We start from the raw sequence: 25,343 nt of genomic DNA, 5'->3' as shown, positions 1-25,343 counted from the left end.
ACCGCTCCGCCTCAGCCCTTCACGCACACCACCTGCTTCAGCTTCGCGACCACCTGGACGAGGTCGCGCTGCTGGTCGATGACCTTCTCGATCGGCTTGTACGCGCCCGGGATCTCATCGACCACACCGGCGTCCTTGCGGCACTCCACCCCCCGCGTCTGCTCCTCCAGGTCCCGCGTGGAGAAGCGCTTCTTCGCGGCGTTCCGGCTCATCTTCCGACCGGCGCCGTGCGAGGCGGAGTTGAAGGACGCGGCGTTCCCGAGTCCCTTCACGATGTAGGAGCCGGTGCCCATCGAGCCGGGGATGATCCCGTACTCGCCGGAGCCCGCCCGGATCGCGCCCTTCCGCGTGACCAGCAGGTCCATTCCGTCGTACCGCTCCTCCGCCACGTAGTTGTGGTGGCAGGAGATGACGGGCTCGAAGGTGACCTTGGCCTTCTTGAACTCCTTGCGGACCACGCCCTTGAAGAGCTCCATCATCACCGCGCGGTTGTACTTCGCGTACTCCTGGGCCCAGAACAGGTCGTTCCGGTACGCCGCCATCTGCGGGGTGTCCGCGATGAAGACGGCGAGGTCGCGGTCGACCAGCCCCTGGTTGTGCGGCAGCTTCCGCGCCTCGCCGATGTGGTACTCGGCGAGCTCCTTGCCGATGTTCCGGGAACCGGAATGCAGCATCAGCCAGACCGCGCCCGACTCATCGAGACAGAACTCGATGAAGTGGTTGCCGCCTCCGAGCGTTCCCATCTGCTTGACCGCCCGGTCCTGACGGAACTTGACCGCTTCCGCCACCCCGCCGAACCGGGCCCAGAAGTCGTCCCATCCCGCCGCCGCGAAGCCGTGCAGCCCGGCCGGGTCGACCGCCTCGTCGTGCATGCCGCGGCCCACCGGGATGGCCTGCTCGATCTTCGAGCGCAGCCGCGACAGGTCGCCCGGCAGGTCGTTCGCCGTCAGCGAGGTCTTCACCGCGGACATGCCGCAGCCGATGTCCACCCCCACCGCGGCCGGGCAGACCGCGCCCTGCATCGCGATGACGGAGCCGACCGTCGCGCCCTTGCCGTAGTGCACGTCCGGCATCACGGCGAGGCCCTTGATCCACGGGAGCGTGGCGACGTTCCGCAGCTGCTGCATCGCGACGTCCTCGACCGCCGCCGGGTCCGTCCACATCCGGATCGGGACCTTCGCCCCGGGCACCTCTACAAAAGACATAGTTCCTCGATCCCCCGAAAAGTCTGAAAACGCAAAAACCGGCGCCAACATCCGCGTATGCGACAGCGGACCAGCATCGACGGCAGCGCGTGCGATAGACATTGTGTCCACCCGTCGGCGTCGGGCGGCAACAAGTTTTCGGTTGGCAGGCACCCGAGCGAAAGGACCCCGGACCGTGCAGCGAAGGGCGTACGCACCCGGCCTGGCCGCAGTTCTCGCGGCGGTGACCGTCGGCGTCGCCGGCCTGACCGGCTGCACCGCCGGCTCCGGCGGCTCCGGCTCCGCCATCGACTCCAAGGCCGGGGGCCCCGCCGCGGCGGCCGCCGCCCCCGGCAAGTACCGCACGCTCCTCGAGCCCTGCGGCTCCGTCGAGCGGTCCACGCTCAGGGACCTGCTCCCCGGCGTCGACTTCCTCCCCCAGGAGCAGCGCGAGCGCGTCTACCGCGGCACCTCGGCCGTCACGTACGACACCGACCGCCGCGCCGGGTGCAGTTGGAAGGCCGACGGGCCGGATGCCTCGCACCAGCTCACCCTGGACTTCGAGCGCGTCGTCTCGTACGACCCGACCGTCAGCGACGACGACCGCGCCCAGCAGGTCTACGAGGGCAAGCAGACCGCCGCCGGCCTGACCGCCACCCCCACCCCGGGCGGCACGGCCACCGGCGCCCCCAGCGGCCCCGCCAAGCCCTCCGGCCCGCCGCCGGCCACCGGCGCCCCCGCCCCGAGCGCCGCAGCGGCCGGGCCGAGCGTCGCCGCCGTCCCGGCCGCGATCCCCGCCACCACCCCCGAGGGCCTGGAGCCCCGCGTCCTCGCCGACCTCGGCGACGCGGCGTTCCTCGACGACGTCCTCACCCGCGCCGGTTCGACCGCCCAGCACCGCACCGTCAGCGTGGTGTTCCGCACATCCAACGTGATCGTCACCATCCGGTACGGCGAACAGCCCAGCCGCATCACCGAGGTGCCCGACAGCAAGGAACTGCAGGAAAAGGCACAGGGACTGGCCCGCAAGCTCGCCGAGAAGTTCGACGAGTAGCCATCCCCGCGCCGGCCCCGCCCCGGCTCCGCGCGGCGCCCGCGCCCCGCCCGTCCGCGTACCGCTCGGGCTACGGTGTCGGAACCGCCGCACTGACGCACTGCCGGACGACCGTACGACAAGCGACTGAAGGAACCATGCACCGATCAGCCCCGCGACTCACCCGCATACTCGCCTGCGCAGCCGTACCGGTGATGCTCGTCGTCGCCGGCTGCTCCTCGGACTCCGACGGCAAGGGCGACCCGCAGAAGCAGACGCCCCCGGCCGCCGCCTCGTCCGGCGCCGCGTCCGGCGCCGCGAAGGAGCCCACGCCGAAGGTCGAGCCCGCCGTCTTCACGAAGCTGCCCGACGCCTGCAAGGCCATCGCGGCGAAGACGGTCGCGGAGATGGTCCCGGAGGCGAAGGTCAAGACCGGTACGCCCGGAAAGTCCAACGACATCGCCAGCCGCGGCAGCTGCTCCTGGAACGGCCTGGAGGACAAGGGCATCAAGGGCTCCAACTACCGCTGGCTCGACATCTCCCTCCTGCGCTACGACTCCGATGCCACGCTCGGCAGCGGCGAGAAGCGCGCCCAGGAGAGCTTCGCCAAGGAGGTCGCCAAGGTCCAGGCGACCGAGGGCGCCACCGGACTGCACGCCTCGACCGCCACGGGCGTCGGCGACGAGTCCAAGGCCTTCAGCTACGGCCTGAAGAAGACCGACGAGGACTTCAAGAACGCGGTCATCGTGACCCGCACGGAGAACGCCGTCATCGTCCTCTCCTACAACGGCGCGGGCTACGCGGGCGCCGACACCCCCGACGTGGCGGACCTGATGGAGGATGCGGTCAAGGCGACCAAGGAGGCCGTGGCCGCCGTCGCCACCGCCAACAAGTAGCCGCCGACAAGCAGCCGCCCGCACAGGCTCTCCGCGGAGTCCGGCCCTCCCCGAGGGACGGACTCCGCACACGTGTGCCAGGCTGTGCCCGCCAGATCTCGACCATGGGAGGGGATCGCGGGTGGCCGCGATGCAGCTGACACGGACGCACCGAGTGCTGATAGGTGCCGTCGTCGCCGGTGCGGTGATCATCGCCGCCATCGGTTTCGCGGGCTCGTACGCGGCGGTGCGCGAGCTCGCGGTCCAGAAGGGCTTCGGCGACTTCTCGTACTTCTTCCCCATCGGCATCGACGCGGGCATCTGTGTCCTGCTCGCCCTGGACCTGCTCCTCACGTGGATCCGCATCCCGTTCCCCCTGCTGCGCCAGACGGCGTGGCTGCTGACCGCCGCGACGATCGCCTTCAACGGCGCGGCCGCCTGGCCCGACCCGCTCGGCGTGGGCATGCACGCCGTCATCCCGGTCCTCTTCGTGGTCGCGGTCGAGGCCGCGCGGCACGCGGTCGGCCGGATCGCCGACATCACGGCCGACAAGCACATGGAGGGCGTCCGCCTCACCCGCTGGCTGCTCTCGCCGGTGCCCACCTTCCGGCTCTGGCGCCGGATGAAGCTGTGGGAGCTGCGCTCGTACGAGCAGGTCATCAAGCTGGAGCAGGACCGGTTGATCTACCAGGCGCGCCTCCAGGCCCGGTTCGGCCGGGCCTGGAGGCGCAAGGCGCCGGTCGAGGCGCTGATGCCGCTGCGGCTGGCGAAGTACGGCGTGCCGCTCGCCGAGACGGCCCCGGCGGGCCTGGCGGCGGCGGGCATCGAGCCGGTCCTCCTGCCGCCGAATCCGAACCCGAACCCGAAGCCGGCCGCCGAGCTGCCGCAGGCGCAAGCACAGCCGCAGCCGCAGCCGCGCCTGGAGAAGGCCCCGCAGGACGCCCCGGCCCAGGCCCCGGACCCCCAGGCCCCCGAACTTCCGGCCCAGCACCCCGATGAGCCCGAGCCGCAGCTCCAGCCCCAGCCCCCGCTCCCCGCCAACCACCACAGCCCCTGGTTCGCGGCCCCGCAGCTGCCGCCCACCGCGTACGAGGGCGGCTACGACCCGACGTACGACGCGGGCGCCGCGAGCGGCACCGACCTGGAAGACGTCCCCCAGGGCGAGTTCCCCGAGCCGGACTCCGACGCGTTCCGGCAGGCCGCGTACCCGGTCTTCAAGCAGTACGTCGACGAGAACAACGACTGGCCGAGCGTCGACGTCCTCGACATACACCTCGCCGACGGCCACGGCGTCCGGCACCCCCTCAGCGCCGTCCTGCTGCGCCGCATGCTGCCCGAGTTCAAGGAGCGCTACCAGGCGGACCTGGCGTCCGAGCACATCGCGTAGACCACGGACAAGGCCCCCCACCTCCGGTGGGGGGCCTTTCGCTTACGGGTCCTGCGTCCTCACGCGCCCAGCAGCTTGCGCACCCGGTCCACGCCCACCGCCAGCAGCAGCGTGGGCAGCCGCGGCCCGGTGTCCCGGCTGACGAGCAGCCGGTACAGCAGCGCGAAGAAGTTGCGCTGGGCCACCTTCAGCTCCGGCGTCGGCTTCGCCTCCGGGTCCAGCCCCGCCATGACCTTCGGCACGCCGTACACCAGCGTGGTCAGCCCGTCCAGCGACCAGTGGCTGTCCAGGCCCTCCAGCAGCAGCCGCAGCGACTCGCGCCCCTCCTCGTCCAGCGAGCCGAGCAGCTCGGCGTCGGGCTCGGAGCGGACGATGGTGCGCTGGTCGGCCGGGACCTGCGTGGAGATCCAGTTCTCCGCGCGGTCCAGCCGCGGACGCACCTCGTCCAGCGAGGCCAGCGGCCGCGACGGGTCGAGCTCGCTCAGGATGCGCAGCGTCTGCTCGTCGTGCCCGGCGGTGATGTCGACGACCGAGGCGAGCGTGCGGTACGGCAGCGGGCGCGGCGTGCGCGGCAGCTCACCGGCGGCCGTGCGCACGGCCCGCGAGTGGGCGGCGGCGTCGGCCGGCAGCACGCTGCCGTCGGCGACCTTGGCCTCCAGCTTGTCCCACTCGTCGTACAGCCGCTGGATCTCCTGGTCGAAGGCGATCTTGAAGGCCTGGTTGGGCTTGCGGCGCGCGTACAGCCAGCGCAGCAGCGGCGCCTCCATGATCTTCAGGGCGTCGGCCGGGGTCGGCACGCCGCCCTTCGAGGAGGACATCTTCGCCATGCCGGAGATCCCGACGAACGCGTACATCGGGCCGATCGGCTGGACGCCGTCGAAGACCTCCCGCACGATCTGCCCGCCGACCACGAAGGACGAGCCGGGCGAGGAGTGGTCGACGCCGCTGGGCTCGAAGATCACGCCCTCGTACGCCCAGCGCATCGGCCAGTCGACCTTCCAGACCAGCTTGCCGCGGTTGAACTCGCTCAGCTTCACCGTCTCCGAGAAGCCGCAAGCGCAGCTGTACGTCATCTCCGTCGACGCGTCGTCGTACGCGGTGACGGTGGTGAGGTCCTTGCCGCACTGCCCGCAGTACGGCTTGTACGGGAAGTAGCCCCCGGCGCCGCCGGAGCCGTCGTCCTCGCTCGCCGCGCCGGAGCCCTCGGCGGCCTCCAGCTCGGCCTCGTCGACCGGCTTCTGCTGCTTCTGCGGCTGCTGCTTCTGGCCCTGCTTCTTCGGCTGGCCGGTGGCCTTGTCCTTGGTCCGGTAGCGGTCCAGGATCGCGTCGATCGCGGCGCGGTGCTTCATCGCATGCAGGATCTGCTCGCGGTACACACCCGCCGTGTACTGCTCGGTCTGGCTGATGCCGTCGAACTCGACGCCCAGCTCGGCGAGCGACTCGACCATGGCGGCCTTGAAGTGCTCGGCCCAGTTCGGGTACGGGGAGCCGGCGGGGGCCGGGACCGAGGTCAGCGGCTTGCCGATGTGCTCGGCCCACGACTCGTCGACACCGGGGACACCGGCCGGCACCTTGCGGTAGCGGTCGTAGTCGTCCCACGAGATCAGGTGGCGCACCTCGTACCCCCGGCGCCGGATCTCGTCGGCGACCAGGTGCGGGGTCATGACCTCGCGGAGATTGCCCAGGTGGATGGGGCCGGACGGCGACAGGCCCGAGGCGACCACGACCGGTTTGCCAGGCGCACGTCGCTCCGACTCGGCGATGACCTCGTCCGCGAAACGGGAGACCCAGTCGGTCTCGGTGCTGCTCTGAGCCACGATCGGCACGTCCTTGAATGCTTGGGGTTTCGAAGGCTGGCGTAAGCCATTCTCCCAGACGAAAGAACTCCGTCCGAGGTTGTCCACAGCCCACGCCCGCCGGTAGTACCGCGCGTCGACAGCTGTGGACAGCGGTGGATAAGAGCTTGCGCACCCGTGGGACACTTGACAACCGGAATACACCCCGGAAGACAGCACAGCGATCCAGACAGAAACGGAAGCTCATGGCCTCGGTCCCTTCCCTCGCTTCGACCGTGCAGCAGCGCCTCGCGGACGCCCTTTCGGCAGCCCTGCCGGAGGCCGGCTCCCGCGACCCCCTGCTGCGACGAAGCGACCGGGCGGACTTCCAGGCCAACGGCATCCTGGCCCTGGCCAAGCAGGTCAAGGGCAACCCGCGTGAGCTGGCGACCAAGGTCGTCGAGGCGATCGACGCCAACGACGTGATCCAGGACATCGAGGTCTCGGGCCCCGGCTTCCTCAACATCACGATCACGGACAAGGCGATCGCGGAGACGCTGGCGGCCCGCGCCGCCGACGACCGCCTCGGCGTCCCGTTCCGGGACGAGCCCGGCACGACGGTCATCGACTACGCCCAGCCGAACGTGGCCAAGGAGATGCACGTCGGCCACCTACGCTCGGCCGTCATCGGCGACGCCGTGGTCAAGATCCTGGAGTTCGCGGGCGAGAAGGTGATCCGCCGCCACCACATCGGCGACTGGGGCACCCAGTTCGGCATGCTCATCCAGTACCTGATCGAGCACCCGCACGAGCTGGACCACAAGGACGCGGCCGTCTCCGGCGAGGAGGCCATGTCCAACCTCAACCGCCTCTACAAGGCGGCCCGGGTCCTGTTCGACTCCGACGAGGAGTTCAAGGCGCGCTCGCGTGACCGGGTCGTGGCGCTCCAGTCCGGGGACGAGGAGACCCTCGCCCTGTGGCAGCGGTTCGTCGACGAGTCGAAGATCTACTTCTACTCCGTCTTCGACAAGCTGGACATGGACATCAAGGACCCGGACGTGGTCGGCGAGTCCGGGTACAACGACATGCTCGAGGAGACCTGCCGCCTGCTGGAGGAGTCCGGCGTCGCGGTCCGCTCCGAGGGCGCGCTGTGCGTGTTCTTCGACGACGTCAAGGGCCCGGACGGCAACCCCGTCCCGCTGATCGTGAAGAAGTCCAACGGCGGGTACGGCTACGCCGCCACCGACCTCTCCGCGATCCGCGACCGCGTCCAGAAGCTCGGCGCGGACACCCTGGTGTACGTCGTGGACGCCCGCCAGTCGCTGCACTTCAAGATGGTCTTCGAGACCGCGCGCCGCGCCGGCTGGCTGAACGACGAGGTGCACGCCGTCCAGCTCGCCTTCGGCACGGTCCTGGGCAAGGACGGCAAGCCGTTCAAGACCCGTGAGGGCGAGACGGTCCGGCTGGTCGACCTGCTCGACGAGGCCATCGACCGCGCCACCGCCGTGGTGCGCGAGAAGGCCGAGAAGGTGGGCCTGAGCGAGCAGGAGATCGTCGAGAACGGCCGGTACGTGGGCATCGGCGCCGTGAAGTACGCCGACCTGTCCACCTCCGCCTCCCGCGACTACAAGTTCGACCTGGACCAGATGGTGTCGCTCAACGGCGACACGTCCGTCTACCTCCAGTACGCGTACGCCCGTATCAAGTCGATCCAGCGCAACGCCGGCGAGGCGCGGGCCGTCGCCCACCCGGAGCTGCCGCTGGCCCCGGCCGAGCGCGCCCTGGGCCTGCACCTGGACCAGTTCGGGGAGGTCCTGTCGGAGGTGGCCGCGTCGTACGAGCCGCACAAGCTGGCGGCGTACCTGTACCAGCTGGCCTCGCACCTGACCACCTTCTACGACCAGTGCCAGGTGATCAGCGACGAGAACGCGCCGGAGGTCGTGGAGAACCGGCTCTTCCTCGTCGACCTGACCGCCCGCACCCTGCACCAGGGCATGGCGCTGCTCGGCATCCGCACCCCCGAGCGGCTCTGACCAGAGCCCCGGGCCCAGGACACATGCCGAAAGCCCCCGCCGGACACCGGCGGGGGCTTTCGGCTTTCCGCTACCGAAGCCGCTGCGCGACCTCCGTCGCCCAGTAGGTGAGGATCATCTGCGCACCCGCCCGCCGGATACCGGTGAGGGTCTCCAGGATCGCCTTGTCGCGGTCGATCCAGCCCTTCTCCGCGGCCGCCTCGACCATCGCGTACTCCCCGCTGATCTGGTACGCCGCGACCGGCACGTCCACCGCGTCCGCCACCTTCGCGAGGATGTCCAGGTACGGCCCGGCCGGCTTGACCATCACCATGTCGGCGCCCTCTTCGAGGTCGAGCGCCAGCTCCCGCATCGACTCGCGTACGTTCGCCGGGTCCTGCTGGTACGTCTTGCGGTCGCCGCGCAGCGACGAGCCGACGGCCTCCCGGAAGGGCCCGTAGAAGGCCGACGAGTACTTCGCGGTGTACGCGAGGATCCCCACGTCCTCCTTGCCGATGGTGTCCAGCGCGTCGCGGACCACCCCGACCTGACCGTCCATCATCCCGCTGGGGCCCACCACATGGACGCCCGCGTCCGCCTGGACCTGCGCCATCTCGGCGTACCGCTCCAGCGTCGCGTCGTTGTCGACGCGCCCCTCCGCGTCCAGCACCCCGCAGTGGCCATGGTCAGTGTACTCGTCCAGGCACAGGTCCGACATGATCACCAGGTCGTCCCCGACCTCGGCGCGCACGTCGCGGATGGCGACCTGGAGGATGCCGTCCGGATCGGTCCCGGCCGTGCCCAGGCCGTCCTTCTTGGAGTCCTCCGGAACGCCGAACAGCATGATCCCGGAGACCCCGGCCGCGACCGCCTCCACGGCGGCCTTCCGCAGCGTGTCCCGCGTGTGCTGGACGACCCCGGGCATGGCCGAGATCGGCACCGGCTCGGAGACGCCCTCGCGTACGAACGCGGGCAGGATCAGATCGGCCGGATGCAGCCGCGTCTCCGCGACCATCCGCCGCATGACGGGAGTCGTCCGCAGCCGCCGCGGCCGCGCACCGGGAAAGGATCCGTACACAGTCATGCGTCCACGCTACGCCCGCACCGGGAGCGCTTTTGCCGACAGCCCGCCGGTCGCACGCCCCCCTCACCCCGACGACCGCCCCGACGACCGCCCCGACGGCCCCGCAACGCCGACGGCCGGGCCCGCCCCCGTCAAGGGGCGCACCCGGCCGCAGAGCCGTACGTATCAAGGAACGGCTAGGTCGTCCGGCGCCGCCGCGCGCCCGGCCGCCGCTCGCTGGGGCGCGTGACCGGGTCGCCGGCCTCCAGCGCCGCCTGCCGGCGCCGTACGCCGAACTCCGCCAGCGCCTCCGCCAGTTTGTGCACCGACGGCTCCGGCGCCAGGACGTCCACGCGCAGCCCGTGCTCCTCCGCGGTCTTCGCGGTCGCCGGGCCGATGCAGGCGATCACCGTCACGTTGTGCGGCTTGCCCGCGATGCCGACCAGGTTCCGCACGGTCGACGACGACGTGAACAGCACCGCGTCGAAGCCACCGCCCTTGATCGCCTCACGCGTCTCGGCCGGCGGCGGCGACGCGCGCACCGTCCGGTACGCGGTCACGTCGTCGACCTCCCAGCCGAGCTCGATCAGACCGGCCACCAGCGTCTCGGTGGCAATGTCGGCGCGCGGCAGGAAGACGCGGTCGATCGGGTCGAAGACCGGGTCGTACGGCGGCCAGTCCTCCAGCAGCCCGGCCGCGGACTGCTCACCGCTCGGCACCAGGTCCGGCTTCACACCGAACTCCACCAGCGCCTTCGCGGTCTGCTCGCCCACCGCCGCGACCTTGATCCCGGCGAAGGCGCGGGCGTCGAGCCCGTACTCCTCGAACTTCTCCCGCACCGCCTTGACGGCGTTGACGGAGGTGAACGCGATCCACTCGTAGCGGCCCGTGACGAGCCCCTTGACCGCGCGCTCCATCTGCTGCGGGGTGCGCGGCGGCTCCACGGCTATGGTCGGCACCTCGCTCGGCACCGCGCCGTAGGACCGCAGCTGCTCGGAGAGCGACGCCGCCTGCTCCTTCGTCCGCGGTATGAGGACCTTCCAGCCGAAGAGCGGCTTGGACTCGAACCACGCCAGCTGGTCGCGCTGGGCGGCGGAGCTACGCTCGCCGACCACGGCCACGACGGACTGCCCGCCGTCCGGCGACGGCAGCACCTTCGCCTGCTTGAGCACCTGCGCGATCGAGCCCAGCGTCGCCGTCCACGTCCGCTGCCGCGTGGTCGTACCGGCGATGGTGACGGTCAGCGGGGTGTCGGGCTTACGGCCCGCCGACACCAGCTCACCGGCGGCCGCCGCCACGGAGTCGAGCGTCGTCGACACGACCACCGTCCCGTCGCTGGCGCCCACCTCCGTCCAGCACCGGTCGCCCGCGGTGCGCGCGTCGACGAACCGCACGTCCGCGCCCTCGGCGTCACGCAGCGGCACACCGGCGTACGCCGGCACACCCACCGCCGTGGCGACGCCCGGCACGACCTCGAAGGGGATGCCCTCGGCGGCGCACGCGAGCATCTCCGCGCCCGCGTTGCCGTCGAGCCCCGGGTCGCCGCTCACGGCACGGACGACCCGCTTGCCGCCCCGCGCGGCCTCCATGACAAGATTGGTCGCATCCCTCAACACGGGGACACCGGCGGGCATTGACGCATCGTCAACAACCGCCAGCTCTGGCGTGCTCACGCCCGCCCGGGCATGGCCGCGTACGACATCGAGCACATCCGGCTCCGCGATGAGTACGTCAGCACCCGCCAGCGCCTCGACGGCGCGCAGTGTCAGCAGCCCCGGATCCCCGGGTCCGGCGCCCAGGAAGGTGACGTGCCCGCACGCGGAGAACGCCGAAGAAACCTTGGATGCAGTGGTGGGGCTCAAAGTGCTCGCTCCCCCATAAGACCGGCCGCACCCTTGGCGAGCATCTCGGACGCGAGTTCGCGACCGAGCGCGACGGCGTCGCCGTGCGACGTGGGTACGGGACCGGTGGTGGACAACTGCACCAGCGCGGAGCCGTCGGTCGTGCCGACGACGCCCCGCAGGCGCATCTCATGAACAACCTGCCCATCGGCCAGCAGGTCGGCCAGCGCACCCACGGGTGCGGAGCAGCCGGCCTCCAGGGCGGCGAGCAGGGACCGCTCGGCGGTCACGGCGGCCCGGGTGTGCGGGTCGTCGAGCCCGGCGAGCGCGGCGGCGAGGTCGGTGTCGGCCGCCGTGCACTCGATCGCCAGCGCCCCCTGACCGGGAGCGGGCAGAACGGTGTCGACCGACAGGAAGTCGGTCACTTCGTCGATACGCCCGATACGGTTCAGCCCGGCCGCGGCGAGAACCACCGCGTCCAGCTCACCGCTCCGCACGTAACCGATGCGCGTGTCGACGTTCCCCCGGATCGCGACGCACTCGATGTCCATGCCGTGGGCGCGCGCGTACGCGTTGAGCTGCGCCATGCGCCGCGGCGAACCGGTGCCCACGCGGGCCCCGGCCGGCAGCTGCTCGAACCGCAGCCCGTCCCGGGCGACCAGCACGTCACGCGGGTCCTCGCGGAGCGGGATCGCGGCGAGCACCAGGTCGTCCGGCTGCGCGGTCGGCAGGTCCTTCAGCGAGTGCACGGCGAAGTCCACCTCCCCGGCGAGCAGCGCCTCGCGCAGGGCCGTGACGAAGACGCCCGTCCCGCCGATCTGCGCCAGGTTCTCGCGGGAGGTGTCGCCGTACGTGGTGATCTCCACGAGCTCCACGGGACGCCCGGTCAGCTGCCGTACCGCCTCCGCGACCTGCCCGGACTGAGCCATGGCGAGCTTGCTGCGCCTGGTCCCCAGCCTCAGTGCCCTCTGGGCCCTCTCGGTCATACTCGCCCTCGGTTCTTGAGATCGGCGTCGTTCACGTCGGCCCGGCTGACGGAGGCGACCGCCTCCGGGTCGAGGTCGAAGAGTGTGCGCAGCGCGTCCGCGTACCCGGCGCCGCCGGGCTCGCTGGCGAGCTGCTTGACCCGTACGGTCGGCGCGTGGAGCAGCTTGTCCACGACGCGGCGCACGGTCTGGGTGATCTCGGCGCGCTGCTTCTCGTCGAGACCGGGCAGCCGCCCCTCCAGCCGGGCCATCTCCCCGGCCACCACGTCGGCGGCCATGGTGCGCAGGGCCACGACGGTCGGGGTGATGTGCGCGGCGCGCTGAGCGGCGCCGAAGGCGGCGACCTCGTCGGAGACGATGCCCCGCACCTGGTCCACGTCGGCGGCCATCGGCGCGTCCGCCGACGCCTCGGCGAGCGACTCGATGTCGACCAGCCGGACGCCCACGAGCCGGTGCGCGGCGGCGTCGATGTCACGCGGCATGGCCAGGTCGAGCAGCGCGAGCGGCGCGCCCGTACGCCCGGCCACGGCGGACTCGACGGCCGCCCCGGTCAGGACGAGACCGGTGGCACCGGTGCAGGACACGACGACGTCGGCACGTGTCAGTTCGTCGCCGACGGCGGCCATGGCCACGGCACGCGCGGCCACGCCCGTGCCGCCGGGCTCGGTGAGGATCTGTACGAGCCGCTCGGCGCGCTCCGGCGTCCGGTTGGCGACGACGATCTCGTCGACACCGGCCCGCGCGAGCGTGGCGGCGGCGAGCGAGGACATCGAACCGGCGCCGATGACCAGCGCCCGCTTGCCCTTGGCCCAGGTGTCCACCGGGGTGCCGGCCGCCAGCTGCTCGAGACCGAAGGTGACGAGCGACTGCCCCGCCCGGTCGATGCCGGTCTCGCTGTGCGCCCGCTTGCCGACCCGCAGCGCCTGCTGGAACAGGTCGTTCAGCAGCCGTCCGGCGGTGTGCAGCTCCTGGCCGCGTGCGAGGGCGTCCTTGATCTGGCCGAGGATCTGCCCCTCGCCGACGACCATGGAGTCCAGCCCGCACGCCACCGAGAAGAGGTGGTGGACGGCCCGGTCCTCGTAGTGCACGTACAGGTACGGAGTGAGCTCCTCCAGCCCCACCCCGCTGTGCTGGGCGAGCAGCGTGGACAGCTCGGCGACGCCCGCGTGGAACTTGTCCACGTCGGCGTAGAGCTCGATGCGGTTGCAGGTGGCCAGGATGGTGGCCTCGACGGCCGGCTCGGCGGCGAGGGCGTCCTGGAGCAGCTTGCTCTGCGTGTCGGGGGCCAGGGCGGCCCGCTCCAGCACGCTGACGGGCGCGCTGCGGTGGCTGAGTCCGACGACGAGGAGGCTCATGCCGGCATCACGGCGGGCATGTCCCCGTCAGGTCCCTTGCGTCCGTCGGCCTGGACGGTGGCACCGGCGGCGCCGCGCACCACGGGGGGCACGGGCGCGCCCGGCTCCTCGCCGGCCTTGCGCTGCTCGTGGAAGGCGAGGATCTGCAGCTCGATGGAGAGGTCCACCTTGCGCACGTCCACGCCGTCGGGCACCGACAGCACGGTCGGCGCGAAGTTCAGGATGGAGGTCACCCCGGCCGCGACGAGCCGGTCGCAGACCTGCTGGGCCGCTCCGGCGGGCGTCGCGATGACACCGATCGACACGCCGTTCTCGTCGACGATCTTCTCCAGGTCGTCGATGTGCTGCACCGCGATGCCCGCGACCGGCTTGCCGACCATGGCCGGGTCGGCGTCGATCAGCGCGGCGACGCGGAAGCCGCGGGAGGCGAAGCCGCCGTAGTTGGCCAGGGCGGCGCCGAGGTTACCGATACCGACCATGACGATCGGCCAGTCCTGGGTGAGCCCGAGCTCGCGTGAGATCTGGTAGACGAGGTACTCGACGTCGTAGCCGACGCCGCGCGTCCCGTACGAACCGAGGTAGGAGAAGTCCTTGCGCAGCTTCGCGGAATTGACCCCCGCCGCCGCCGCGAGCTCCTCGGAGGAGACCGTCGGTACGGAGCGCTCCGACAGTGCGGTGAGCGCCCGCAGATACAGCGGAAGCCTGGCGACGGTGGCCTCGGGGATTCCTCGGCTACGGGTCGCCGGTCGGTGTGTTCGGCCAGTTGCCACGGTGCTCCTGCGGGATGAGCGGGGCTGCAGGCGGCCATGCGTACCGAGGCCGCCCCGTCGACAGCAGGCTATGTCTTTGTGAACGCGTGCACAAAGATGGTGTCCCTTTTGTCCGGCCAAAGTGACCGGGGTCACGCGATCCGATCGCGCCGCCCCGGAACCGAGACCGCGCTCAGCCCGTTGGGAACACGAAGGGGGCAAGACGGTTCACACTCCTCACGGCTCCGCCCCCGAAACCCAACAAAACGCACACGATGGTAACCGCCCTTTCCGGTCACCCCCCGTGCGTCACCCTCCGAGCGCGCGCCGCAGCCGCGCCGCGTCCACCTTCCAGAAGGTGTGCTGCTCCCCGTCCACCAGCACCACCGGGATCTGCTCCCAGTAGGCGCGGTGGAGCGCCTCGTCCTGGAGGATGTCCTTCTCCTCCCACACCGCGCCGGTCTCGGCGCAGACCCGCTCGATCACCGCCCGCGCGTCATCGCACAGATGACACCCGGGCTTCCCGATCAGCGTCACCGTCCGCGGACCGCCGGCCTTCTTCGTACGTCGCCCGAACATGCCCCCCATTCTCCTTCCGTTCACACCGTCGCCGCCCCACAAGGCGGGAAGGACCGAACACAGTGGCTATGCTCACGACATGGCCGCACTGGGATGGCTCACCCCTCGCAGGCGCTCCGCCACCGCGCGCAGTGTGCTGGCAGGCGAAGCGTCGGCCGAGGCCGCCCGTAAGACCTCACAGGAGTTCCCCGTCCACGGGGACGAGCGCGCGGCGGCCTTCTTCGACCTCGACAACACCGTGATGCAGGGCGCCGCCCTCTTCCACTTCGGCCGGGGCCTGTACAAGCGCAAGTTCTTCCAGCGCCGCGAATTGGCCAGGTTCGCCTGGCAGCAGGCGTGGTTCCGGCTCGCGGGGGTCGAGGACCCCGAGCACATGCAGGACGCCCGCGACAGCGCGCTGTCCATCGTCAAGGGCCACCGCGTCTCCGAGCTGATGACCATCGGCGAGGAGATCTACGACGAGTACATGGCCGACCGCATCTGGCCGGGCACCCGCGCCCTGGCCCAGGCGCACCTCGACGCCGGCCAGAAGGTCTGGCTGGTCACGGCCGCCCCCGTGGAAACCGCGACGATCATCGCCCGCCGGCTGGGCCTGACCGGCGCGCTCGGCACGGTCGCCGAGTCCGTCGACGGCGTCTACACCGGCAAGCTCGTCGGCGAGCCCCTCCACGGCCCCGCCAAGGCCGAGGCCGTCCGCGCCCTGGCCGCCGCGGAGGGCTTGGACCTCTCGCGCTGCGCCGCGTACAGCGACAGCCACAACGACATCCCGATGCTCTCGCTGGTCGGGCACCCGTACGCGATCAATCCCGACACCAAACTGCGCAGGTACGCGCGCGAGCGCGAGTGGCGCCTGCGCGACTACCGCACGGGCCGCAAGGCCGCGAAGGTCGGCATCCCGGCGGCCGCCGGTGTCGGCGCCCTCGCCGGCGGCACCGCCGCCGCGGTGGCCCTGAGCCGCCGCCGCCGCTGATCCCTTCCCGCAGCACCGGCCCCGCCCCCGGGGCCGGGCGAGTCGCGCCCAAACCGGGGTCTTACCCGCGCCATCCCCGCGCCAGTCCCCCGCCCCCGCACTCGACCACAACACACCGCCACCCACCCACATCCGAAACTAAACCGATCAATTAACGGTCATCAAGTGCGACTTGATCAGCCGCCGAGTCGTCACAGAAGCGACTGAATCGATGATTTGAGCAACTCGGTGTAGCGCTCCCTGCACGAAGCGTTATTCTCCTCAGACGCATACGGAACCCTCACACGTCGCTACGACGGGTGAACGGTTCCGCACTGCACGTGATGGAAGCTCTGCCTCTGGGAGTCCCGTGTACCCACACGTCGGGGTTGACGCCTCGGGCCTGGCTACGCTCCGCGCAACGGTCCTCGACCACTTGCGCGGCTTCGTCCCCACCGCGTACGCCGTCCCCGCCTTCGCCGCACCGGCACCCGCCGGCCCCTGCTATGCCCTCGCCGACGGCGGTGCCGCCGTCGGCAGACGGGGTGGCCGGGGCGGAGCGGGCACCTCGACCACCGCGCGCCGGCCCACCGCCGACAGCGACAGCGCCCGCATGATGGACCTGGTCGAGCGCGCCCAGGCCGGGGAGGCCGAGGCCTTCGGTCGCCTGTACGACCAGTACAGCGACACCGTCTACCGATACATCTACTACCGCGTCGGCGGAAAGGCGACGGCCGAGGACCTGACCAGCGAGACGTTCCTCCGCGCCCTGCGCCGCATCTCCACCTTCACCTGGCAGGGGCGCGACTTCGGTGCCTGGCTGGTCACCATCGCGCGCAACCTGGTCGCGGACCACTTCAAGTCGAGCCGATTCAGGCTCGAAGTGACCACAGGCGAAATGCTCGACGCCAACGAGGTCGAGCGCAGCCCGGAGGACTCCGTGCTGGAGTCCCTATCCAACGCCGCTCTCCTGGAGGCCGTCCGCAAGCTGAACCCCCAGCAGCAGGAGTGCGTCACCCTGCGCTTCCTCCAGGGCCTGTCGGTCGCCGAGACGGCGCGCGCGATGGGCAAGAACGAAGGAGCGATCAAGACCCTTCAGTACCGGGCGGTGCGCACCCTCGCGCGCCTGCTCCCCGACGACGCCCGCTGACCCGTACGGCACCCTCCGTGACGACGCGACGACGCACTGGTCGGATCATCCTTCGTCCGTAACCCAGGTGCCGCGACGCTCGTTGTGCGGGATGCAGGCTCCCTGTGGACACACCATGACCGCATCCACTCACTCGTTCGTGTGGATGTACTCAAGGTGTGCAACTTCCCGCCCTTCCTGGGAGTCGACCGTGATGACGAGAGGAGGTGCCGCCAGTGATCGCGAACGTATCGGCGCACCGGCGGGCGAACGCCTTCGCCCAGGCCCTGGAAGATCAGGCGGCCGAGCAGCCCGACGCGTCGGCCGAACCGACCGAGCGGGGTCGGCTGTTGGCCCTGGCGAGCGGTCTCGGCAAGCTGCCGAAGCCGGAGTTGGACCCCGAAGTCAAAACCGTGCAGCGAGCCCAGCTGGTCGCCGCCATGGAGGCGATGGTCGCCGAGGGGGGTGCGTCCGCGGGCCCTACCGTGCCGGAGCAGCGGACGTCCTCGGGGCGGGGGGCTCACCGGGCCACCGCGCTCCGGAAGTTGCGCCCGCGCTCCCGCTGGTCGAAGGGGCTCGCCGCCGGCGGCCTCACGGTCGGGGTGGCCGCGGGGGCCTTCAGCGGAGTGGCCGCTGCCAGTTCCGACGCCCTCCCAGGTGATTCGCTGTACGGGCTGAAGCGTGGCATGGAGGACCTCAAGCTCGGCCTCGCCGACGACGAGGCCGACCGCGGCGAGCTCTACCTGGACCAGGCGTCCACCCGCCTCAGCGAGGCCCGCCGCCTCATGGAGCGGGGCCGTTCCGGCGTCCTGGACCACGAGTCGCTGAACGAGATCCGCCGCGCCCTCAACGGCATGCAGCACGACGCCTCCGAGGGCCACCGCCTGCTGCGCATCGCGTACGAACGGGACGGCGCCATCGCCCCGATGGCCACGCTCAACTCGTTCGCCCGCAACCACCGCGAGGCGTGGAACGGCCTGCGCGACCGGCTCCCTCCCCAGCTCACCGACGTACGCGACCAGGTGAGTTCGGTCTTCGCCGCCATAGACGAAGAGGTCGGCCCGCTGCAGTCCAAGCTGCCGCGTGCCCCGGAGGAGAAGGACGGCCGCAGCCCCTCCGGCACCGACAGCGGCCCGCAGGACTCGACCGGCTCCGGCAGCCCGTCGCACGAGTCCCCGTCCGCGCCGGAATCCCGCCCCTCGGGCAGCCCCGCCAAGCCGGGCCCGTCGGGCTCCGGCTCGGGCTCCGCGCAGGACGACGGCCTGCTCGGCGGCAACACCGGCGGGCTCCTGGAGCCCGACCCGACGACACCGCCACCCGACTCGGGCCAGGAGCCTCCCGCACCGGCTCCCGACGTCACGATCCCCCCGCTGCTGCCAGGCATCCTCCCGGGCCTCGGCATCGACGAGGAGGACGCGCGGTAGAACGAAGGTGGGGCGCCTTCCCTCACGGGGGGGGCGCCCCACCTTCGTACGCGGACGCGGCACGAGAAGAACTCAGAAGAACACCGAGCGCCGCTGCACCAGCAGCTTGTACAGCGTGTGCTGGATCTGCTCCCGCACCTGGTCCGTCAGGTTGAACATCAACATCGGGTCCTCCGCCGCCTCCGGCGGGTACCCGTCCGTCGGGATCGGCTCGCCGAACTGGATCGTCCACTTCGTCGGCAGCGGCAGCGCACCCAGCGGCCCCAGCCAGGGGAACGTCGGTGTGAGCGGGAAGTACGGGAAACCGAGCAGCCGCGCGAGCGTCTTCGCGTTGCCGATCATCGGGTAGATCTCCTCCGCGCCCACGATCGAGCACGGCACGATCGGCACCCCGGCCCGCAGCGCCGTCGACACGAAGCCGCCCCGCCCGAACCGCTGCAGCTTGTACCGCTCGCCGAAGGGCTTCCCGATGCCCTTGAAGCCCTCCGGCATCACCCCGACGACCTCGCCGCGCCGCAGCAGCCGCTCGGCGTCCTCCGCGCACGCCAGCGTGTGCCCGGCCTTCCGGGCCAGCTCGTTCACGACCGGCAGCACGAACACCAGGTCCGCGGCGAGCAGCCGCAGATGGCGCCCGGCCGGATGGTGGTCGTGGACGGCGACCTGCATCATCAGCCCGTCCAGCGGAAGCACCCCCGAATGGTTCGCCACCACCAGGGCCCCGCCGTCCGACGGGATGTTCTCCACGCCCTTCACCTCGACGCGGAAGTACTTCTCGTACAGCGGCCGCAGAAGCGACATCAGGACCTGGTCCGTCAGCTCCTCATCGAAGCCGAACTCGTCGACCTCGTACTCCCCGGTGACGCGCCGCCGGAGGAAGGCCAGCCCGCCCGCGAGCCGCCGCTCCCAGACGCTCCCCGCGCTCTCCGCGCCCTCCGGAGCCCCCGCGGCCCCGGCCGCCTCGGAGGCCACCTCCCCGGCCGCCTCGGGCTCGTACGAGCCCGGCAGCGGGCTCACCGGGGCCGTCTCGCCCCTCCGCCGCGCACCACCGCCCAGCGGCGGCCGTCGGCGCGCCGGCCGGGGGGCCGCGCCCGTGCGCGACCGGTCGTCGTCGAACGGAATGACCTTGGCGTCCGCCATCGTTGCTCGCGCTCCTTATTCGGCTTCGGCGCTTGTCGTCGTCTTCGCACCGCCCAGCAGCGGCGACGCGGCGATCCGGTCGACCGCCCCGGCCACGGCCTCCGGCGGCAGCAGCCCCGGGCCCCGGCTGCGCGCGAAGTCCGCGAAGGCCTCCGCGGTGGTGTACGCGGGCTCGAACCCGAGCGTCTCGCGCATCTGCGCCGTACTGACCACCCTGCCGTGCGTCAGCAGGCGGATCTGCTCCGGTGAGAAGTCCGTCACACCCACCGTACGCAGCGCCGTACCGACCCACCTGACGGCCGGCAGCAGCACCGGCACGGTGGGCCGCCCCAGCCGCCGCGAGCACTGAGAGAGCGTCAGCACGCCGTCGCCGGCGATGTTGAAGGTGCCGCTGTTCAGCGTGGCCCGCCGCGGCTCGTGCGAGGCGATCCGCAGGACGTCGATGACGTCCTCCTCGTGGACGAACTGGAGCCTCGGGTCGTACCCGAAGACCGTGGGCAGGACGGGCAGCGAGAAGTACTCGGCGAGCGGCGAGTCCGCGCCGGGCCCCAGGATGTTCGCGAAGCGCAGCACGCACACCGCCACATCCGGCCGCCGCCGCGCGAAGCCGCGCACGTACCCCTCGACCTCGACGACGTCCTTGGCGAAGCCTCCGCTCGGGAGGGACTTCGCCGGCGTCGTCTCGGTGAAGACCGCCGGGTCGCGGGGCGCCGAGCCGTACACGCTCGTGCTGGACTTCACCACCAGCCGGCGGATCGTCGGCGACTTCTGACACGCGCCGAGCAGCTGCATCGTGCCGATGACGTTGGTCTCCTTGACCGCCGTCCGGCCGCCGCTGCCCAGCGGTCTGCCCGTGACGTCCAGATGGACGACGGTGTCCACGGCGTGCTCGGCCAGTACGCGCCCGATGCCGGGCTGCCGGATGTCGGCGCGGACGAACTCCGCCGCGCCCAGCCGGTGCGCCGGCTCCACGGCGTCGACGCCGATGACCCGGTCCACTTCGGGGTCCTGCTGGATGCGCCGTACGAAGCGGCCGCCGAGCTTCCGGGCCACCCCGGTGACGAGCACGACCTTCCCCAAGATCAGCGCCTTCCGTTCGGTCCTGTTCGCCTACGCGCCACCGTAGCGTTTCACCCTCGCGGTGCGACGACCGCCGCACTCACGCCCGTACCGCGCAAACACCGCGGCCCTCCCACCGGAACCGGTGGGAGGGCCGCGAATGCCGCACGTACAGCCGTCGCTTACTTCTTGTTGCGACGCTGAACGCGGGTGCGCTTGAGCAGCTTGCGGTGCTTCTTCTTGGCCATCCGCTTACGCCGCTTCTTGATAACAGAGCCCACGACTACCCTCGCTCACTTCTCGGAACACCCCCGCGCCAGCGGGGATCTCGGTGCGGGGCGTCTGGGCCCACACGACCTACGTCGGCCTAGCCTACCCGGCCGAGCACCGAGCTTGTAATCGAGGGCTCGTGAAACCCCCCTCGCGCCCCGCTACGCGGTCTCCACCCCCACGAAGGACTCTCGCAGGTACTCGTGAACCGCTTGCTCCGGCACCCGGAAAGACCTGCCCACCCGGATGGCCGGCAGATGACCGCTGTGCACCAAGCGGTACACGGTCATCTTCGACACTCGCATCACCGAGGCGACTTCCGCCACGGTCAGGAACTTGACCTCGTTGAGAGGCCTTTCGCCAGCAGCAGCCATGACCCACCTGTACCTTCCGCACACGACGCCCACCGGCTTCCCCTCCGGTGACTCTTCGTCGTTGTGCGCTCACTCCCCAGAGTAGGGGCGGGTGATGCGAGTGGGGAAGAGGAGCTCCATCGGCCCCCTACCGTGACAGACACGCCCGATTGAGTACATAGCGAGTAAGCGGCCGGTAGTAAGCGGACCGCACAGCGTCATCGAGCGGCACGGCCACGGACACCCGTCCCTCCGCTTCTCCGACGAACAGCGCGGGATCGTCCGTATCGGCCAGGCCGATGGCCTCAAAACCCAGCTGACCTGCTCCGCAGACCCATCCGTGGTCCCCGACGACCAGCTCCGGCAACCCCTCTCGACCCTCCGCCGCGGCCTCCAGAGCGACCCTAACGGGGAGGGGGGAGTGCGTGTGTGCGCCGGTCTCACAACCGGCGCCTTCGGCCCCGGGTTCCCGCACCAGCGCGACACCCCGTACGTAGTCCACGGTGTACGTACGTACGCCAAACCGGGTCGTTATGTCGACACATCGCCCCTGCGCGGGTGTGAGGACGGGGCATCCCGCCGCCGACAAAGCGTCTGCCAACTCGGCGTAGAACCCCAGCAGACGGTGCGGGTGCCCGGTCCCGAACAGCACCGCGCCCCGCCGGGCGGCCACCTCCGCGAGCCGCGCCGCGAACGCGTCCAGCGCGCTCAGCGTCCGCTCCGGATCGATGACGTCGCACCCGGACCGGTGCGCCGGATCCCCGGAGACCCCGCACCGGTCCGCCATGAGCCGCAGCACCTCGCGTTCGCTCCACCCGCCGTCGGGGTCGAGCCCGATCGTCACCCGGGGATCCCGGACCGCGAACAGCCGATAGTTGCGCAGGCTGCGCTCCCGCGCGGTGGCCACCGTCCCGGCCAGGCCCGAAGCCACCAGATGCGCCCGGAGCGCCTCGACACTCAGCACCCTCCCGATGCTGCCGCACCCCGGCCGCCCGAGCGCCGAAACGCACACGGGCTCCCACCGTTGGCGTAACCCCGCCAAGCCGAGGCGCTCCTACGCCAGCAGCCCCCGGAGGGGGAACACCGCACGCCGCGTCGCCAGCACCGCCTGGTCCAGCCGGTCCGCGGGGTCGTACCCCTCCTCCCAAGGGCGCCACTCCACCGGCCACCGCCCGTCCGTCATGCGCCCCGGCGCCAACTGCCGCGTCCGCGCGTACACCTCGTCCCGCCACGACGACGGAATGACCGACTCCGGCTCCACCGGCGCCCCCGCCGCGATCCCCACCAGGTGCGTCCACGACCGCGGCACCACGTCCACCACCGCGTAACCGCCCCCGCCGAGCGCGACCCACCGCCCCTCGGCGTACTCGTGCGCCAGGTCGTGGCAGGCCACCTGCACCGCCCGCTGCGCGTCCAGCGACACCGCGAGGTGCGCCAGCGGATCCTCGAAGTGCGTATCGGCCCCGTGCTGCGTCACCAGGACCTGCGGCCGGAACTCCGCCAGCAGCTCCGGCACCACCGCGTGGAACGCCCGCAGCCACCCCGCGTCCCCGGTCCCGGCCGGCAACGCCACATTGACCGCGCTGCCCTCCGCCTCACCGGTCCCGCCCGTCTCCTCAGACCACCCGGTCCCCGGGAACAGCGTCCGCGGGTGCTCGTGCAGCGACACCGTGAGCACCCGGGGGTCGTCCCAGAAGGCCGCCTGCACGCCGTCGCCGTGGTGGACGTCGACGTCCACGTACGCGACACGCTCCGCGCCCAGTTCCAACAGCCGGGCGATCGCCAGCGAGGCATCGTTGTAGATGCAGAAGCCCGCCGCCGAGCCCGGCATCGCGTGGTGCAGGCCGCCCGCGAAGTTCACCGCGTGCGCGGCCTCGCCCCGCCACACCGCCTCCGCCGCGCCCACCGACTGGCCGGCGATCAGCGCCGACGCCTCGTGCATCCCCGCGAACGCCGGATCGTCCATCGTGCCCAGCCCGTACGCCTGGTCCGCCGCCTTCGGGTCCGCCGACGCCGCCCGTACGGCCGCCACGTAGTCCTCGCGGTGCACCAGCCGCAGCGTCGAGTCCCCGGCCGGCTTGGCCGCCACCACGTCCACCGCGCGGTCCAGGCCGTACGCCCGCACCAGGCCCATGGTCAGCGCGAGCCGCACCGGATCCATAGGGTGGCTCGGACCGAAGTCGTAACGAGTTACTGCGTCATCCCACATCAACAGTGCGCGGCCGCTCATGCCCGCCACCGTATCGGTCCCGTTCAATCCCGAACGACCGGGCATACCGGAGCGTCACCAACACCAACAGCATCGGCACCACCATCGCGCCGCGGTAGCTCCAGGCCTCGCCGAGCGCCCCGACCAACGGCGAACCGACCAGGAACCCGACGTAGTTGAAGACGTTGAGCCGCGCCACCTCCGCATCCCCCCGCGCGGCCGCGAACGTCTGCGGCACCACGACGCTCAGCCCGAGCCCCAGCACCGTGAACCCGGCCACCCCGGCCCACGCCCCCGGCGCCCCGGCCACCACCCCGAAGCCGACCGCCGCGAGCAGCGCACCGCCCCGCACGACGGCCACGGCCCCGAACCGCCGCACCCCGAAGTCCCCCACCGCCCGACCGAGCAGTGTCGTGACCATGTAGGCGTTGTACGGAACCGTCGCCAGCTCCTCCGAGCCGCCCAGCACGTCCGTCAGGTACTTCGCGCTCCAGTTCGACACCGTCGCGTCACCGATGTACGCGAACGTCATCACCAGGCACAGCGGCACCAGAAGTCCCGCCGACCGCCCTGTGGAGGCGCCACCGGTCGGCTCACGCTCCCCGTCCACGTACCACCGGCTCGCCGCCAGCGCCACGGGCAGCAGCACGGCCACGACGGACCCGTACGACAGCGACAGCTCCAGCCCCCAGCGCACCGAGGCCCACGCGAGCGACGCTCCGGCGATCCCCCCGAGGCTGTACGCCGCGTGGAAGCCGAGCATGATGCTGCGCCCGTACGCGCGCTGGAGGCTGACGCCGAGCATGTTCATGGAGGCGTGCAACGCCCCGACCGCCAGCCCGAACACCCCGAGCGCGACGGCGACCTGCCCCATCCGGTCCCCGGCCCCGACCCCGACGAGTGACAGCAGCACCACCGGCTGCACCCACCGCAGCACGGCGGCCGGCGTCGCCCCGCGCCGGACCAGCTTCCCGGTGACCAGGCTTCCTACCCCGGCGAGGACGGGGACGGCCGCCAGGAAGAGCGGGAGCAGGGCGTCGGATATCCCGTACCGGTCCTGGATGGCGGGGATACGCGTCACGAGCAGCGCGAAGGTCACTCCCTGCACGAAGAAGCAGACCGCGAGCGCGCCACGCCCACGCCGTAACCGCCTCGATCCCCTGTCCACCATGGCGGCAGAGCCTAGGGCGCCCCCTTACCGCTGGGTAGATCGCTCACACGAGAAGACCCGGCAGCCGGCTCATGTCGTCGAAGCAGCCCTTCACTCCGGCCAGCCGCTCCGCCGGGGTCATGGCGGTGAACCCGTATACGTCCATCCCGGCCGCGAGGGCCGCCTGCACTCCGAGGGGGCTGTCCTCGACCACTACGCACCGCTCCGGGGCGACCCCCATCCGCTCGGCGGCGTACAGGAAGAGGTCCGGCGCCGGCTTGCCCTGCCCCACGTCCTGCGCGCTGAAGACGGTGTCCTCCGGAAACCACAAATCCAGCCCCGTCTTCCGGTGCCCCACACGGATCCGCTCATGGCTCCCGGACGACGCGACGCAGTACCGCACCCCGTCCGCCACGAGCTTCCCCAGCACCTCCGTCACCCCGTCGACCGCCTGCAACTCGCGCTCGAACGCCGCGAAGACGCGTGCGTGCAAGGTCTCGTCGAACTCCTCCGGCAGCCGCTGTCCGGTCCGCTCCAGGATCACGTCGTGGACGCGGTGCACGGCGGCCCCCATGTAGTCCCTGAGCGAGTCCTCGTACGAGGTCGGGTGACCGAGCTCGGTCAGGTAGCCGGCGAGGATGGTGTTGGAGAGGTACTCACTGTCGACGAGCACACCGTCGTTGTCGAAGATAACCAGTTCATAGCGCATGGAGCCACCTTAGAAGGGCTGTAAACGCAGAAAAGCCCCGCACCATAACGGTGCGGGGCTCCCCCACAATAATTGTTCGGCGGCGTCCTACTCTCCCACAGGGTCCCCCCTGCAG

23 protein-coding genes are annotated in these 25,343 nt (G+C 71.3%); 7 read left to right on the top strand and 16 right to left on the bottom strand.

All coding sequences use genetic code 11. The annotated features are described in order from the left end of the window. Window positions 1-11: 11 nt before the first annotated feature. Window positions 12-1,205 carry an RtcB family protein gene (locus tag ABZX67_RS22075; RefSeq protein WP_355362717.1) on the bottom strand — a complete coding sequence of 398 codons (1,194 nt, stop codon included), beginning with the start codon at window positions 1,203-1,205 and terminating at the stop codon, window positions 12-14. 175 nt (window positions 1,206-1,380) lie between these two features. Here ABZX67_RS22075 and ABZX67_RS22070 point away from each other — a divergent pair, with 175 nt between their 5' ends. The 3 genes from ABZX67_RS22070 (at window position 1,381) to ABZX67_RS22060 (ending at window position 4,479) form a co-directional block, all read left to right on the top strand. Further along, window positions 1,381-2,238 (top strand): DUF3558 domain-containing protein, encoded by an 858-nt coding sequence (locus ABZX67_RS22070; RefSeq protein WP_355362715.1) that lies wholly within the window; start codon window positions 1,381-1,383, stop codon window positions 2,236-2,238. A 137-nt stretch (window positions 2,239-2,375) separates the two neighbouring features. Continuing rightward, window positions 2,376-3,113, top strand: a complete 738-nt coding sequence (locus tag ABZX67_RS22065) for a DUF3558 domain-containing protein (RefSeq protein ID WP_355362713.1) — start codon at window positions 2,376-2,378, stop codon at window positions 3,111-3,113. Window positions 3,114-3,243: 130 nt separating this feature from the next. Further along, complete coding sequence (locus tag ABZX67_RS22060; protein ID WP_355362711.1) at window positions 3,244-4,479, top strand: DUF2637 domain-containing protein; 1,236 nt, start codon at window positions 3,244-3,246, stop codon at window positions 4,477-4,479. 59 nt (window positions 4,480-4,538) lie between these two features. Here the strand turns inward: ABZX67_RS22060 and lysS are convergent, their stop codons facing one another. After that, a complete protein-coding gene (lysS, locus tag ABZX67_RS22055; RefSeq protein WP_355362709.1) occupies window positions 4,539-6,305 on the bottom strand; it encodes a lysine--tRNA ligase in 1,767 nt (588 codons plus the stop codon). A gap of 215 nt (window positions 6,306-6,520) precedes the next feature. On the opposite strand from lysS, the gene argS reads away from it, so the two are divergent. Continuing rightward, window positions 6,521-8,287, top strand: a complete 1,767-nt coding sequence (gene argS, locus ABZX67_RS22050; RefSeq protein ID WP_355362707.1) for an arginine--tRNA ligase — start codon at window positions 6,521-6,523, stop codon at window positions 8,285-8,287. Window positions 8,288-8,357: 70 nt separating this feature from the next. On the opposite strand, the gene hemB is transcribed toward argS, so the two are convergent. The 6 genes from hemB to ABZX67_RS22020 form a co-directional block, all read right to left on the bottom strand. Further along, window positions 8,358-9,350 carry a porphobilinogen synthase gene (gene hemB, locus ABZX67_RS22045; RefSeq protein ID WP_355362705.1) on the bottom strand — a complete coding sequence of 331 codons (993 nt, stop codon included), beginning with the start codon at window positions 9,348-9,350 and terminating at the stop codon, window positions 8,358-8,360. 176 nt (window positions 9,351-9,526) lie between these two features. Further along, on the bottom strand, window positions 9,527-11,191 hold the full coding sequence (locus ABZX67_RS22040) for a bifunctional uroporphyrinogen-III C-methyltransferase/uroporphyrinogen-III synthase (protein WP_355362703.1): 1,665 nt from the start codon (window positions 11,189-11,191) through the stop codon (window positions 9,527-9,529). Beyond that, window positions 11,188-12,156 (bottom strand): hydroxymethylbilane synthase, encoded by a 969-nt coding sequence (gene hemC / locus ABZX67_RS22035; RefSeq protein ID WP_355362701.1) that lies wholly within the window; start codon window positions 12,154-12,156, stop codon window positions 11,188-11,190. Before hemC ends, ABZX67_RS22040 begins: the two co-directional genes overlap by 4 nt. Next, window positions 12,153-13,511 carry a glutamyl-tRNA reductase gene (locus ABZX67_RS22030; RefSeq protein ID WP_355362699.1) on the bottom strand — a complete coding sequence of 453 codons (1,359 nt, stop codon included), beginning with the start codon at window positions 13,509-13,511 and terminating at the stop codon, window positions 12,153-12,155. The genes hemC and ABZX67_RS22030 overlap by 4 nt, the downstream gene beginning before the upstream one ends. Next, window positions 13,508-14,281, bottom strand: coding sequence for a redox-sensing transcriptional repressor Rex (locus tag ABZX67_RS22025; protein WP_355362697.1), 774 nt, complete (start codon window positions 14,279-14,281; stop codon window positions 13,508-13,510). The genes ABZX67_RS22030 and ABZX67_RS22025 overlap by 4 nt, the downstream gene beginning before the upstream one ends. Window positions 14,282-14,569: 288 nt before the next feature. Then, window positions 14,570-14,848 (bottom strand): glutaredoxin family protein, encoded by a 279-nt coding sequence (locus tag ABZX67_RS22020; protein WP_355362695.1) that lies wholly within the window; start codon window positions 14,846-14,848, stop codon window positions 14,570-14,572. 70 nt (window positions 14,849-14,918) lie between these two features. Between ABZX67_RS22020 and ABZX67_RS22015 the strand changes: the two genes are divergently transcribed. The 3 genes from ABZX67_RS22015 to ABZX67_RS22005 all read left to right on the top strand — a co-directional run bounded on the left by ABZX67_RS22015 (window position 14,919) and on the right by ABZX67_RS22005 (window position 18,341). Then, entirely contained in the window at window positions 14,919-15,809 is an 891-nt protein-coding gene (locus ABZX67_RS22015; protein ID WP_355362693.1) for an HAD-IB family hydrolase, read from the top strand. A gap of 349 nt (window positions 15,810-16,158) precedes the next feature. Beyond that, a complete protein-coding gene (locus ABZX67_RS22010) occupies window positions 16,159-16,938 on the top strand; it encodes an ECF subfamily RNA polymerase sigma factor, BldN family (protein ID WP_355362691.1) in 780 nt (259 codons plus the stop codon). 215 nt (window positions 16,939-17,153) lie between these two features. Then, complete coding sequence (locus ABZX67_RS22005; protein ID WP_355362689.1) at window positions 17,154-18,341, top strand: DUF5667 domain-containing protein; 1,188 nt, start codon at window positions 17,154-17,156, stop codon at window positions 18,339-18,341. A gap of 72 nt (window positions 18,342-18,413) precedes the next feature. Here ABZX67_RS22005 and ABZX67_RS22000 read toward each other — a convergent pair whose 3' ends face one another. From ABZX67_RS22000 to ABZX67_RS21965, 8 genes are all read right to left on the bottom strand, one after another. Then, window positions 18,414-19,478, bottom strand: coding sequence for a lysophospholipid acyltransferase family protein (locus ABZX67_RS22000; protein ID WP_355362687.1), 1,065 nt, complete (start codon window positions 19,476-19,478; stop codon window positions 18,414-18,416). 15 nt (window positions 19,479-19,493) lie between these two features. Further along, a complete protein-coding gene (locus tag ABZX67_RS21995; RefSeq protein WP_355362685.1) occupies window positions 19,494-20,558 on the bottom strand; it encodes an NAD-dependent epimerase/dehydratase family protein in 1,065 nt (354 codons plus the stop codon). A gap of 161 nt (window positions 20,559-20,719) precedes the next feature. Continuing rightward, a complete protein-coding gene (locus tag ABZX67_RS21990; RefSeq protein ID WP_003948845.1) occupies window positions 20,720-20,818 on the bottom strand; it encodes an AURKAIP1/COX24 domain-containing protein in 99 nt (32 codons plus the stop codon). A 150-nt stretch (window positions 20,819-20,968) separates the two neighbouring features. Further along, window positions 20,969-21,181 (bottom strand): helix-turn-helix domain-containing protein, encoded by a 213-nt coding sequence (locus ABZX67_RS21985; protein ID WP_064070100.1) that lies wholly within the window; start codon window positions 21,179-21,181, stop codon window positions 20,969-20,971. 127 nt (window positions 21,182-21,308) lie between these two features. Further along, window positions 21,309-22,124, bottom strand: a complete 816-nt coding sequence (locus ABZX67_RS21980; protein WP_355362682.1) for a phosphatase — start codon at window positions 22,122-22,124, stop codon at window positions 21,309-21,311. A 90-nt stretch (window positions 22,125-22,214) separates the two neighbouring features. Next, complete coding sequence (locus tag ABZX67_RS21975; RefSeq protein WP_355362680.1) at window positions 22,215-23,390, bottom strand: acetoin utilization protein AcuC; 1,176 nt, start codon at window positions 23,388-23,390, stop codon at window positions 22,215-22,217. Further along, on the bottom strand, window positions 23,359-24,540 hold the full coding sequence (locus ABZX67_RS21970; RefSeq protein WP_355362678.1) for an MFS transporter: 1,182 nt from the start codon (window positions 24,538-24,540) through the stop codon (window positions 23,359-23,361). The genes ABZX67_RS21975 and ABZX67_RS21970 overlap by 32 nt, the downstream gene beginning before the upstream one ends. Before the next feature lie 43 nt (window positions 24,541-24,583). Continuing rightward, window positions 24,584-25,228 (bottom strand): HAD family hydrolase, encoded by a 645-nt coding sequence (locus ABZX67_RS21965; protein ID WP_355362676.1) that lies wholly within the window; start codon window positions 25,226-25,228, stop codon window positions 24,584-24,586. Window positions 25,229-25,343: the final 115 nt, after the last annotated feature.

The sequence above is a fragment of the Streptomyces sp. NPDC003036 genome (genome assembly GCF_040611175.1).
In the GTDB taxonomy this organism is placed as follows: domain Bacteria; phylum Actinomycetota; class Actinomycetes; order Streptomycetales; family Streptomycetaceae; genus Streptomyces.
Note: the sequence above shows the minus strand (reverse complement) of the source record. Positions and strands in the feature narration are given on the sequence as shown.